The organism is Balneolaceae bacterium (genome assembly GCA_034521445.1).
Lineage (GTDB): Bacteria > Bacteroidota > Rhodothermia > Balneolales > Balneolaceae > JAXHMM01.
This window is the reverse complement of the sequence record JAXHMM010000003.1, coordinates 79,546-92,476: the sequence shown is the minus strand read 5'-3', so window position 1 is coordinate 92,476 and position 12,931 is coordinate 79,546. Positions and strand designations below refer to the sequence as shown.

Annotated in this window: 11 protein-coding genes; 9 read left to right on the top strand and 2 right to left on the bottom strand. The window is 60.2% G+C overall.

The annotated features are described in order from the left end of the window. The first annotated feature begins 2 nt into the window (after positions 1-2). The 9 genes from U5K31_00870 to U5K31_00830 all read left to right on the top strand — a co-directional run bounded on the left by U5K31_00870 (position 3) and on the right by U5K31_00830 (position 10,064). Positions 3-1,226, top strand: a complete 1,224-nt coding sequence (locus tag U5K31_00870) for an FtsX-like permease family protein (GenBank protein MDZ7771292.1) — start codon at positions 3-5, stop codon at positions 1,224-1,226. A 1-nt stretch (position 1,227) separates the two neighbouring features. After that, positions 1,228-2,448 (top strand): FtsX-like permease family protein, encoded by a 1,221-nt coding sequence (locus tag U5K31_00865; GenBank protein ID MDZ7771291.1) that lies wholly within the window; start codon positions 1,228-1,230, stop codon positions 2,446-2,448. Between the two features lie 4 nt (positions 2,449-2,452). Next, positions 2,453-3,142: an ABC transporter ATP-binding protein gene (locus U5K31_00860; protein ID MDZ7771290.1), complete on the top strand. Its 690-nt coding sequence runs from the start codon at positions 2,453-2,455 to the stop codon at positions 3,140-3,142. A gap of 66 nt (positions 3,143-3,208) precedes the next feature. Continuing rightward, the gene (locus U5K31_00855; protein ID MDZ7771289.1) at positions 3,209-4,393 is read left to right on the top strand and encodes a hypothetical protein; all 1,185 of its coding nucleotides are present in this window, start codon (positions 3,209-3,211) and stop codon (positions 4,391-4,393) included. 151 nt (positions 4,394-4,544) lie between these two features. After that, positions 4,545-5,258, top strand: coding sequence for a 1-(5-phosphoribosyl)-5-[(5-phosphoribosylamino)methylideneamino]imidazole-4-carboxamide isomerase (gene hisA / locus U5K31_00850; protein ID MDZ7771288.1), 714 nt, complete (start codon positions 4,545-4,547; stop codon positions 5,256-5,258). A gap of 94 nt (positions 5,259-5,352) precedes the next feature. Then, on the top strand, positions 5,353-6,129 hold the full coding sequence (hisF, locus tag U5K31_00845; GenBank protein MDZ7771287.1) for an imidazole glycerol phosphate synthase subunit HisF: 777 nt from the start codon (positions 5,353-5,355) through the stop codon (positions 6,127-6,129). Between the two features lie 31 nt (positions 6,130-6,160). Continuing rightward, the gene (hisIE, locus tag U5K31_00840) at positions 6,161-6,814 is read left to right on the top strand and encodes a bifunctional phosphoribosyl-AMP cyclohydrolase/phosphoribosyl-ATP diphosphatase HisIE (protein ID MDZ7771286.1); all 654 of its coding nucleotides are present in this window, start codon (positions 6,161-6,163) and stop codon (positions 6,812-6,814) included. A 13-nt stretch (positions 6,815-6,827) separates the two neighbouring features. Continuing rightward, on the top strand, positions 6,828-7,247 hold the full coding sequence (locus U5K31_00835; protein ID MDZ7771285.1) for an OsmC family protein: 420 nt from the start codon (positions 6,828-6,830) through the stop codon (positions 7,245-7,247). 138 nt (positions 7,248-7,385) lie between these two features. Continuing rightward, positions 7,386-10,064: an ABC transporter permease gene (locus U5K31_00830; protein ID MDZ7771284.1), complete on the top strand. Its 2,679-nt coding sequence runs from the start codon at positions 7,386-7,388 to the stop codon at positions 10,062-10,064. A gap of 126 nt (positions 10,065-10,190) precedes the next feature. Here the strand turns inward: U5K31_00830 and U5K31_00825 are convergent, their stop codons facing one another. Together U5K31_00825 and U5K31_00820 are read right to left on the bottom strand one after the other, a co-directional pair. Then, positions 10,191-11,816 (bottom strand): glycosyltransferase, encoded by a 1,626-nt coding sequence (locus U5K31_00825; GenBank protein MDZ7771283.1) that lies wholly within the window; start codon positions 11,814-11,816, stop codon positions 10,191-10,193. Further along, positions 11,809-12,924 (bottom strand): HEAT repeat domain-containing protein, encoded by a 1,116-nt coding sequence (locus U5K31_00820; protein ID MDZ7771282.1) that lies wholly within the window; start codon positions 12,922-12,924, stop codon positions 11,809-11,811. The genes U5K31_00825 and U5K31_00820 overlap by 8 nt, the downstream gene beginning before the upstream one ends. Positions 12,925-12,931 lie beyond the last annotated feature (7 nt).

Here is a 12,931-nt window from a genome sequence, read left to right as displayed (position 1 = left end):
GCATGCTGGCATTCAAATTGGCCTGGCGCAACATCTGGCGAAACCGTCGCCGTACGGTTATCACCACTCTCTCCATCGTAGTGGCTGTTTTTCTCTCGGTGCTGACCCGTTCTACGCAAGAGGGACAGTACGACAATATGATCGAGAACACCGTGGGCAAGTATATCGGACACATCCAGGTGCACGCCCGCGGCTTCTGGGATGAGCCCACCCTGGAGAACAGCATGGCCATGAGTGACACCCTGCACCACACCCTGGCCTCAACTCCGGGCGTGATCTCTGTAGTCCCCAGGCTGGAGTCCTACGCCCTGAGCGCCGCCAGGCGCCAGAGCCGGCCCGCCATGGTACTGGGCATTGATCCCGCAGCCGAGCGTGCCCTCAGTGACCCTCCTTCCAGCCTGCAGGCCGGCCGCTATTTTGATTCCCCCTCCAAACATGGCGCCATCCTGGGCGAGGGTCTCTACGATCGGCTGGGCGCCGTCCTGGGCGACAGCCTGGTGCTGCTGGGACAGGGCTGGCGCGGCATGACCGCGGCCGGGCTCTATCCCATACGGGGTGTAGTCTCCTACGCCAATCCGGAGCTGAACGACAACCTGGTCTATCTCCCCCTGGAGACCGCACAGGAACTGTTTTCCGCCCCGGACCGGCTGACCGCCGCGGCCCTGATGCTGGAGGATCCCCGGACCCTCGAGGAGACGGTCTCCCTGCTCCGAAGCCGGGTGGATACCTCCCAGTACGAAGTGATGAGCTGGAAAGAAATGATGCCCGAACTGCAGCAGGCCATACAGGCCGACCGCGGCAGCGGCATCATCATCCTGGGGGTGCTCTACATGGTGGTGGGGTTCGGCATCCTGGGCACGGTACTCATGATGATCGCCGAGCGCAGCTTCGAGTTCGGCGTGATGCTTTCGGTGGGCACTCCACGCAGCACCCTTTTCTTTATCCTGGCCATCGAGGTGCTGATGATCGCCCTGATGGGCGCCGGTTTCGGTATCCTGCTGAGCCTGCCTGTGATCTGGTACCTTAACCTGAATCCCATCAACCTGGAAGGCGCCATGGAATCGGCCATGCAACAGTATGCCATGGACCCGGTGCTATTTTTTTCCATGGATCCCGGCATATTCACCAGCCAGGCCATCACCGTCTTTGTAATCACCTTGCTCTTCAGCCTGGTTCCCCTGGTGAGGGCTGCCCGGAAAGAACCCGTAGAATCTATGAGGTCATAACATGTTCGCCAAAATCCTGACCCTCGGCTGGAAAAACATCTGGCGATCTCCCACGCGCAGCGCGGTGGTGATCGTCGCCGTGGTGCTCGGACTCTGGGCAGGCGTCTTTATCTCGGCCTTTTTCAACGGCATGGCCCAGGGCTACTTGCAGAAACAGCTGAATCTGAGCATCGGACACCTGCAGGTGCGCCACCCCGAATTCGGCGACCTCATGCAGCCCTCCATGGCCATACCGGAAGCGGCCTCGCTGGCCGATTCCCTGCGCGACCTGCCAGGTGTCGCGGCCCTGCGCGCGGAAAGCATTGCAAGCGGTCTTGCCCAGAGTGCCCGTGGAAACTACGGGGTGACTATCCACGGGCTGGGCGGCGAGGCGGACACCTTGCACCCGGTTCATGGGCACCTGGTGGAGGGGACCATGCCCGACCCAGGCCGGCGCACCCCGGTTGCTGTTGGTCGCGCTCTCGCCGAGCGTCTCAGTCTGGAACCGGGCTCCCGCCTGGTGCTCAGCTTCCAAGACACCAACGGTGATATCACCGCGGGCGCATTCCGTGTGGACGGCATCTTCGACTCATCCTACGACCGCTACGACCAGGGGAACGTATTTGTCCTTCGCGAGGACCTGAACCCCCTGCTCGGTGATTCGACCCTGGTGCACCGCATGACCCTGATGATCGACGACTTTGGACGGGCCCCGCAGTTAAGGCGCGAAATAGCCGCCGGGCTGCCGGACCTGGAGGTAAGGAGCTGGGATCAGATCGCCCCTGAGCTGCAGTACGTCTACAGCTCCATGGACATCTCCTTGTACGTGATCATGATCATCATCCTCATTGCCCTGGTCTTCAGTATCGTCAATACCATGCTGATGGCCATCCTGGAGCGCACCAAAGAGCTGGGCATGCTCATGGCTGTGGGCATGAACCGTATGAGACTGTTTGGTATGATACTGGCCGAGACCTTTTTCCTGACCATGGCCGGTACGCCTCTGGGACTGCTTCTGAGTTGGATCACGGTGGGTGTGCTGGGTCGTACGGGCATCGACCTGGGTCCCTTTGCGGAGGGACTCAGCGCCTACGGTATGGGCACGGTCATTTATCCCGAACTCACCGCGGCCTATTATCTCAACATCGCCCTGCTGGTAGCCGCTGCGGCTTTCCTCTCGGCCCTATATCCCGCATGGAAAACACTGAAACTGAATCCCGTGGAAGCAATCCATAAAATCTGACGCCATGGCAGTCATTGAAACTCGAGACCTAACCAAAGTCTATAACCCCGACCAGGTGCCAGTGCACGCGCTGCGCGGCGTGGATTTGCAGATCGAGGAAGGGGAATTCACCGCCATCGTAGGTCCCTCCGGATCGGGCAAGACCACCCTGCTGAACATCATCGGTGGGCTGGACGCGCCCACATCCGGCAGCGTTTCGGTGGGCGGAACCAACCTGGCCACACTGTCGGACCGTAAACTTATCGATTTCCGGCTGCACCACATCGGCTTCGTGTTCCAGGCCTACAATCTCATACCGGTGTTAACCGCCCTTGAAAACGTGGCCTTCGTCATGCAGATGCAGGGTCGTCCCGGCAGGGAGTGCCGGGAAATCGCCGCTGCACTGTTGCGTTCCGTGGGACTGGCGGACAAGTTCGACAAGCGTCCCTCCCAGCTCAGCGGGGGACAGCAGCAGCGCGTGGCCGTAGCACGCGCACTTGCCTCCAAACCCGATTTTGTATTGGCTGACGAACCCACCGCCAACCTCGATTCGGTGTCCAGCGGCGAACTGCTCGACATGATGGCAGACCTGAACCGGGAGGAAAGGATGACTTTTGTCTTCTCTACCCACGACCAGCGCGTAATCGACCGGGCACATCGCGTGGTTACCCTGGTGGACGGGAAGATAGATAGTGATGTGTTTCGCGATTCGTGAAATGTAAATTTCATAATTATGCTTTTTAACGTATTTAAATGGCTTTGGCACGGACTTAGAGCGGGCATGTCTCTACCCTTCCGCCCCCCTTCCCTGCTGCAATTCCTTCCTGCACTTCTACTGTCGGGCACCCTCGCCGCCCCCCTTTTGGCCCAGGATTCGGGCGCCGGGACCCTAAAACTGGGGGGATACCTGAAAGAATTGGCTCATATTTCGACGGACAACGCCTTCAAACGGTTCCGCTATGACAACATACTGCACCACCGCCTTGAGTCCTCTTGGTCCATCTCTCGCGCTCTCACGGTACAGGCCGACATGCGCACGCGCCTGCTGACCGGTTACAGCATCCGACACGGTGCAGGCCTGAAGGAATACTACGAACACGATTCCGGCTATGCCGACCTCTCCTGGGTGTGGCACAGCGGGGAACAAACGCTCATACACTCGAATATTGACCGGTTGCACCTGAGCTGGTTTTCAGGTGACCTGGAGGTTCACGCCGGCCGTCAGCGCATCAACTGGGGACGCACCTACATCTGGAATCCCAACGATTTGTTCAATAACTACGCCTTTCTCGATTTTGACTACGAGGAACGCCCGGGGGTGGACGCCCTCAGCGCGCAGTACAACTGGAGTTACGCCGCCGGGGTAGAGGGCGCCTGGCGGATGGGCCGTGACTTGGAAGGCTCCGTGCTGGCCGGCATGGTACGGGAGAGCTGGGGCAGCTACGACGTGCAATTCCTCGGGGGCTACTACCGCAGGCAAATAGTAGTGGGCGCAGGTTGGGCAGGGTATCTCGGGCAGGCGGGCATGAAGGGCGAAGTATCATGGTTCCATCCCGAAGACGAACTGCTGGAGACTGCGGGACACCTTACGGCAACCGTGGGAGTCGACTACATGCTGCCGTTCGGGATCTATTTGCAGGGCGAAGTGCTCTACAACGGGGGATACCGGCGCACAGGGGAGCCTCTTGCCCGACTTGTGCGTCCCCCGACGGCGGACAACCTCTTTATCGCGCGCAGCGGCTGGTTCCTGAACGCCTCCTACCAGCTGCATCCCCTGATAAGCTCCAGTTTGGGTGTCATGGGCAGCTTCGACCGTCCCCTGGCCGTGATCATCCCCCAGGCAAGCTACTCCCTGGGTGAAAACCTGGACCTTATGGTCCTCGCCCAGCTGCTCAAGGGGAGGCTCTTCCGCGCGTCGCTGGACACCCAGAATCTCTTCTTCCTGCGCCTGAAGTATTCCTACTAGCCGTCGCAAATCCACCACCGGCCAGAAAGGACAATCCGGTCTGATATTCCCCCTGTTTTCTTGTTAACTTCCTGAACCGGGACTGGTGCCTGTCGCTCTGTGCCGTGTCCGCGTTAGCCAAACCGCAATCCCACCTCAGACCCTGAATACTGTGAACGTCATTCCCGCTATCGACCTTCTGGACGGCCGGGTGGTCCGCCTTACCAAGGGCGACTACGAAAAGGTCACCGTCTACAACAACCGACCACTGGAAGAGGCCCGTACCTTTGCCGATGCGGGTTTCCGCTTCCTGCATGTGGTTGATCTCAACGGGGCGCGCGAAGGCGCTTTCGTGAATCTTTCACATATCACCCGCATGGTAGAGGAGACCGGCGTGGAGGTGCAGGCCGGCGGCGGTGTGCGCTCCTACGACGACGCCCTCCGGCTGCTGGAGGCCGGCGTGTCCCGAGTAATCTGCAGCTCCCTTGCGGTTCGCAAGCCAAAGGCGTGGTACCGCCTGCTGGAGGAACATCCCGGCCGGGCCGTACTGGGTATGGACCTGAAGGAGGGCAGGATCGCCTATTCGGGCTGGGAGAAGACCTCCGCGCAGTCCATCGACACCTTTCTGCAGCCCATGATCGACAGGGGACTTCAGTATGTGCTCTGCACCGATATCGCAAGGGATGGCACACTGGAGGGTCCCAACATTGCCCTCTACCGGGATCTGCAGGAGCAGTACCCCGAGCTGTATTTCATCGCTTCGGGCGGGGTGAGTTCGGCAGCCGACCTGCAAGACCTGCGGGAGGTCGGCCTTGCCGCCGCGGTGGTGGGACGGGCCTACTACGAAAAGAAGGTCACCCTGGACGAACTGAAGCTCTATACGTAATGGAGCCGGGCGGCTCCGAAGTCCCACAACCGACAGATTTTCTGGCAAAAGTTGGGTATACTTTCCCCACTCCGACATCCGGTACCTCTCCCCCATGCTCGCAAAACGTATCATACCCTGCCTGGACATCAAAGACGGCCGCACCGTCAAGGGGATCAATTTCGAAGGCCTGCGGGATGCGGGCGACCCCGTTGAGCTGGCCCGTCGCTACGCCGCCGAAGGAGCCGACGAGCTGGTCTTCCTGGACATCACCGCCACAAAGGAGAAGAGGCGTACCCTGGCGGATTTGGTCCGCCGCATCGCACGGGAGCTGGACATCCCTTTCACCGTGGGCGGAGGCATAGGATCGGTGGAGGAGGTCGCCGGCCTCCTGCGGGCCGGGGCCGACAAGGTGTCCCTGAACAGCGCCATTGTGCGCGATCCCGATCTGATCAACCGCGTCGCGGCAGCCTTCGGTTCGCAGTGCATCGTAGCCGCGGTGGACGCCAAGCATGCCGGGGACTCCTGGGAGGTATACATTTCCGGGGGCTCCAAAGCCACCGGCAGGGACGCCCTTGCCTGGATGGAAGAGGCTGAAGAACGCGGGGCGGGGGAAATCCTGTTGACCAGCATGGACCGCGACGGCACCAAATCGGGCTTTGACTTGGAGCTGCTGCGCCGCGCCGACGCACGCCTGGGCATCCCCGTCATCGCCAGCGGGGGCGCAGGAGGGCCGCAGCACTGCGTGGAGGCCGTGCGCGAAGGAAAGGCTGATGCGGTGCTTGCGGCCAGCATTTTCCACTTCGGCGAGATATCGGTGGAAAAGCTCAAGGAAATCATGCACAGGGAGGGCGTTACGGTCCGCCGAACGTCCACCCGCCAAACCGAATAAACCGACGGGGCCCGAGGGCCCGCACCATCCCATGAAAGAGAACGCATTGGACATCGAAGCACTGGATTTTGACAAGGGAGGCGGCCTGCTGCCGGCCGTCATTCAGGACGCCGGCGACGGACGCGTACTCATGCTCGGTTACATGAACCGCGAGGCGGTTCGGCAGACCCTCGAGCAGGAGCTGGTCACCTTTTACAGCCGCAGCAAGGAGCGGCTCTGGACCAAGGGCGAGAGTTCGGGTAATCGGCTCCGCCTGGTGGATCTCCAGGCCGACTGCGATCGCGACACCCTCCTCGTGCTGGCCGAACCCACGGGACCCGTCTGTCATACTGGCGAGGAGACCTGTTTCCACCGCAAAGATTTCGATCCACCGGCCTCCCGCCTGGCCTTCCTGACCGAGCTGGAGGCCCTGATCCGTAGCCGCCGCGAGGAGCGTCCCGAGGATTCCTACACCACCTACCTCTTCGACAAGGGACTGGACAAGATCGCCCAGAAGGTGGGTGAGGAGGCCGTGGAGACCGTCATCGAGGCCAAGAACGACAAGAAAAAGAAATTCACCGGGGAGGTGGCCGACCTGCTTTTTCACCTGATGGTGCTCATGCAGGAGAAGGACGTCTCCCTTGAGCGCTTAGTGAAGAGGCTGGAGAAACGGCACGCCAAACCCCGACACAAACATCACAAATAGGGCCATACCATTCATGAAGATCAGCATCCAACAACTCGACCAGGAACAGCATTTTGAAGCCCGCAACGAGAGCGGAGGTAAAATCCGCCTGGACGGTTCAGGCACGGTGGGCGGACTGGAGGGCGGCATCTCCCCGCTCCAGCTGCTGCTGGCCGGCATCGGCGCCTGCAGCGCCATCGACATTGCCGGTATACTGCGCAAACAGAAGCAGGATGTCCGCGATTTTCGCATCGAGGTCACCGGCGACAAGAAGAGCCGCGACACCTACTCGGAGTTCGAGACCGTAGACGTTAAATATATTTTCACCGGCGACATCGATCCCGCAAAGGTGGAGCGCGCCATCGATCTCTCCCTGGGCAAGTACTGCTCGGTCTCCAAGGCCTTGGAAAAGGCCACCGAAATCCGCAGCACCTACGAGATCCATCCTGCCTGAGCACGCACCGCCCCCCTTTCACGGCCTCTATCACAACGGCCGGTCCTCCCTATATTTCTTTGTAACCTTACCCGGTTATATTAGGTATGCTTACCTGTAACCCCTAATACAATTAGGTATACCAGATGTGGAGGCACTATGGATGCATTCAGTCTTGAGGAGGCCATCAAGGCCTGGAGAAAGGAGCTTCGAAAAAGACGCCAGCTCGAACCCGGCCACGTAGAGGAGCTGGAAAGTCACCTGCGCGACCGGATCGACGACCTGGTGGAAAGCGGCATCGAAGCGGAGGAAGCCTTCCGGCGGGTCACCGCCGGGGAGCTGGAAGACCTGGATGCACTCGAGGATCAGTACCGCGTGGCGCGCAGGGGCAAAAAACCCAGAAAAGAATGGGAAGGCCGCAGCCGCCTGTTCACCCTCATGCCCAACTTCCTGAAGATCACCTTCCGAAACTTCCGCCGGCGAAAGGGCTATGCCTTCATCAATATCATGGGACTGGCCGTGGCCCTGGCGGCCTGCCTTCTGATGGTGCTCTACCTGCGATTCGAACTCAGTTTCGACCGGTGGCATGACAACGCGGACCGCATCTACCGCGTAGCCACCTCCAGCTACCACACCAACGGCTGGGCGCTGGGACAGGTGCTCGAGTCGGAGTATCCGGAAGTCGAGGAGGCCGTCTACCTGCGCAGCGAATCGTGGCCCGTCAGCCACCAGGGGCGCCATTACTTCGACAACACGCTGGTGGCGGACGGCGAATTCCTGGAGGTATTCGACTTTCCCCTGGCCGAAGGCGACCCTTCCACGGCCCTCGACGCGCCCGGCAGCGTGGTTATCACCGAAGATCTCCGGGATAAGTACTTCGGAGACGCCACGGCCCTGGGACAGACCCTCACCCTGCGTGATTCCCTGCAGTTCACCGTCACCGGTGTGGCGGAGAACGTCCCGGACAACTCCCACCTGCAGTTCGACGCCCTGGTATCCTTCGAGAGCTGGAAGCAGGTACGGCCCACCTTCGAGAACGCCATCGACCAGCACTGGCTCGACCTCAATATGTACAACTACGTGCTGGTGCGCCCGGGCACGGACGTGGATGCCCTTCGCGATAAGGTTCGGGACATCTACATGGAGAAGGCAGGCGACTACTTTCGGGGACTCAACATGGAGCCGGAGGTGCGCCTGGAACCCCTGCAAGATATCTACCTGAGGGTGAACACCGGCAACAGACTCGGGCCCTCCAGCGATATCAGCTACCTATACCTTCTGGGGGGCATCGCCCTCTTCCTGCTGATCATCGCCTGTATCAATTTCATGAATCTCTCAACCGCCCGCTCGCTGGAGCGTGCCAAGGAGGTAGGCATTCGCAAGACCGTAGGCTCCGGAAGGCGCGGGCTTATTGTGCAGTTTTTGACCGAATCCACCCTCACCGCCTTCTTCAGCATGGTTCTGGCCATGGGACTGGCCGTCTGGGCCCTGCCCCTGTTCAACCACCTCACCCAAAACGCCTTCACCTGGGGCGATCTCTTCACGCCGGCCATGGGGGTGGTCCTGCTGGGCTTTGTGGTGGTTGTCGGTCTGCTGTCAGGCCTCTACCCCGCCTTCCTGCTTTCGGCTTTCCGGCCGGTTCAGGTTCTCAAGAGCGGTTTTACCAGTTTTGGGAAAGGGGCGACGTTGCGCAAGGGGCTGGTGGTCTTCCAGTTTGCCGTCACCTGCTTTCTTATCATATGTACCGTAGTGGTGGTCAAGCAGCTCGACTATATGCAATCCGAAGAACTGGGCTTCCAGAAGGAGCAGGTGGTGGTGATGGACGCGCGCCGCGGACAGTCCTCCCTTAGTCCGAATCAGTATGTCACCGTCAAGCAGCAGCTGGCCTCTCACCCAGCCGTCACGCAGGTCACCTCTGCCATGGCCACCCCCGGCCGGTCCGGCTGGCGCAGCATACTGGCCTATGGTGAGGGGCAGAATCCCGATCAGAGCCTATCGGTGGAGTACCTGCCGGTAGACTTCGACTACATCCCCACCTTCGGACTGGAACTTGCGGCGGGCCGCGCCTTTGATCCTGAGCGGCCCTCCGACGCGCAGTCCGGCGTAGTCATCAACCGCGCCGCCGTGGAGGCCTTCGGTTGGGACTCCCCCGCCGAAGCCATAGGCAAGCAGGTTACCACCATCAACAGCCTGCTGGAAGACCCGGTGCTAGGAGTCATTGAGAACTACCATCACCACGGCCTGCAACATAATATCCAGCCCATGGTGATGGTCGTCGAGCCGCAATATTTCGACTACTACGCCCTGCGTTTCGACGCCGCGCAGGGCCTTTCCGGTGCCTCGGGAATGATCGAACACATGCGCTCCACCTGGGAGGAGTTTTTCCCAGGCTATACCTTCAACTATTTCTTCCTGGATGAGGATTACGCCACCCAGTACAACACTCAGTCGCGGCTGGCCGGCATCTACGGCATATTCTCAGGATTGGCCGTGTTTATCGCCTGTATGGGACTTTTCGGACTGGTGGCCTTCACCACCTCCCGGCGTACCAAGGAAATCGGTATCCGCAAGGTGCTGGGCGCCGGCATCTCCCACATCATCTTCCTCATCTCCCGCGAGTTCCTGGCGTTGGTGGGGCTGGCCTTCCTGCTGGCCTCCCTGCCGGCCTGGTGGTTCATGGACCGCTGGCTGCAGGATTTCGCTTTCCGCACAGAGATCGGCGCGGGCGTCTTCGCTGTCACCCTGCTGGCCGGGGTGCTCATCTGCCTGCTGACGGTCAGCTGGCAGTCGCTCAGAGCGGCCACCATGAACCCGGTGAAGAGCCTGCGCAGTGAATAACCACCGTACGAATCAGTCGCCCGGAATCACGCTTTTGGGCATATGCATGGAAATCACCTTGCGTATTTTGACTGGATTTTACCTAAAATACCATAAGACGGAGACCGTGCAACCGGGGAAACGGGATCAGGAAAAGGGCAGCAGATACGCCGGCAACACGCCTTCGAAGACCAGCACCTGTACCACCAGCAGCACGAGCAGCAGGGCCACGACGCTCACCACTCCGCGGTAGACCCAGGGAATAAGACGCCTGCGCCATCCCGGAGTAACCTCCCGTGCGGGGGTGTCCGCCCCTCCTTCTGTAGACTCGTCGTCAAAGCGATGGCGCACCATCTCCCCCCAGTCCATGTTGCCCTTGAGGAAGTCCACCAGCCCACGGAAGCGCCACCAGGTATGGATCTGCCGATAACCGATATTTTCCAGGAAAGCGTAGCCGGCCAGGAGTGCCACATCCCTCATGCCGGGATACCGGCGGAAGGTGAACTCCTCGCAGAGCACCGACGAAACCGACAGGATCATCCCCAGCAGGATGGCCGTACAAAAGAACAACAGCACAAAGGGGGTGTTTACGGCCCCGAGAGCAAGCACGACAAAGAAGTAGAGAAATCCCAGAAGTTCGACCACCGGTCCCAGCAGCTCAAAAAAGAGAAAAAATGGCATGGCCAGCATGCCGAGGCGTCCGTAGCTGGGATTGAAAAGCATTTTCCGGTGGCGCCAGAGGGTGTCAAAGAGGCCGCGCTGCCAGCGGTTGCGCTGCCTGCCCAACGTCTCCCAGTCCTCCGGCACCTGTGTCCAGCACACCGGTTCGGGTAGAAAGCGGATGTGATAGGGAATGTCGTTTTCGATGTGGTGGCGGTGCAGGCGCACAACCAGCTCCATATCCTCACCCACGGTCTCCTTGAGAAAACCGCCCACCTTCAGCACCGCCGAGCGGTCGAATACTCCGAAGGCTCCTGAGATAATAAGCAGGCTCTCCATGTAGTCCCAGCCCACCCGGCCGAATAGAAAGGCGCGCAGATACTCCAGCGCCTGAATGCGCGCCAGGTAGGTATCGGGCATACCCACCTCCTCGATCACACTGTGACGAATCGTACAGCCGTTGGCCACCCGCACAATACCTCCCACGGCCACCGTACGGTCGTCCTCCACGAAGGCGCGAAGCATCTTCATCAGCACGTCCGGCTCGAGGATGGAATCGGCGTCGATGGCGCAGGCCAACTCCTTGTCAGCCACGTTCAATCCCGCGTTCAGGGCATCCGCTTTGCGCCCGTTCTCCTTGTCCACCACCACCAGCTCGCGGTGCATGCGGGAGCGGTAGACCTGCCGAATAGGTTCGTGATCAATGGGCATGTCCAAGGGCGGCGGGACCTCATAGAGCTCGTAATGCTTCCTGAGACGCTCCAGCGTGGCGTCGCTGCTACCGTCATTGATCACGATCACCTCGAAATCCGGGAACTGGATCTGCAGCAGTGCGTCCACCGAGTCGATAATGGTGGCCTCCTCGTTGTAGGCAGGTGCCAGGATGCTTACCGGCTTATAGAGGTCCGAGCTAAACAAGCCGGTCATTTTGTAGACGCTGGAGCGGCGAACCTGCCGGCGGATGTGGAAAAAGGAGAGCAGCACCAGCACGATGTAGCTGGTATTGAGCAGCAGAAAATAGCCGATCACAAACCAGTTGAAGGGAGCCAGTACGTCCATAACCCCATCCACGTTGGAGGAGAGCAGTTCGTAAAAGCCTGCCGGATCAAACATGGGCGCGCTCCCTGAGTTCCAGTATTTCGGGCTTGAAGCGCAGGACCTCATCCAGAAGCGCAGGTCCCCACCGCCCCTCCGAGAGCAGTCCTTTGACCGCCTGGAAACGGACCCGCATTTCCGGGTCATAGAGCAGGTTGTAGAGGGCCGGCAGATTACTCTGTTCGAGCAGGTCCGACAGGGCCTTCGCGCAGGCCAGGCGCACCAGGGCTGAGGGGTGATAGATGAGGGAGCGTATGTCGACCGACGCCGCCGGGTTGAAGATCTCGCCCAGGGCGCGGATCAATGCAGCAAGCACTTCGGCCCGCTGCCATCGCGGATGCTCACTTCGCAGCTTAGCCAACAAATAGTCGCTGAGCTGAAAATAACCGGCTTCCGCCACCCCGCGGACGAGATAGGCCAGGCTCCTTGCTGGAATGCTTCCCTCTTCCAGGATTTTCCGAAGCTGCCGGGCCTCCTCGTCCATCTGCTCCAGCTCAGGACGGTGAAATTTGTAGAACATCTCCAGGACGGCCATGCCCGAGAGTCCTTCGCGTTCGGCGGCCGCACGAAGCGCACGGGCGCGAACGTCACATTCGTCAGAGGACATCATTGCCGAAGCGGCGGAAAATACCAGCAACTGATGGTCCGCGTCAAGGTTGCGCTCCACCAGGCGGGTCGTCACGTCGGTGACCAGGTTTACAGAGCTGATGTAGTTGCAGGCCTTGATGCGCTCGAAGGGATCGTCTGATTCCAGCTGCCGCAGATGGTAGTTCGCAATGACGGGGAGCTCCAACAGGTGCTGCAGTTTCACAACCTCCTCTCCTTCAATATGTTCCAGGAGATCGGTGATCACCTGCTCCAGTGCGATATAATCCACGCCTCTGCCTGTGAGTTCTTCATCAAAGCTTTCCCGGTTTCGCGCCCCCTCCAGGTATGCCATGACAAGGGGAAAAAAGTGTTCCCTTCGCTCGCGCAGTATCCGGTCGAAACGGGCGTGCCGGGAGCGGACGTAAAGCGATGCCGCAAAGAGCAGGAGGGTGATGCCGCCCAGCACCAGACTGCAGATCCACAGTACGCCCATGGACCAGTCCGCGTAGGCGGCGCTCTGCAGCAAGAGAAAAGCCATAGTCGGT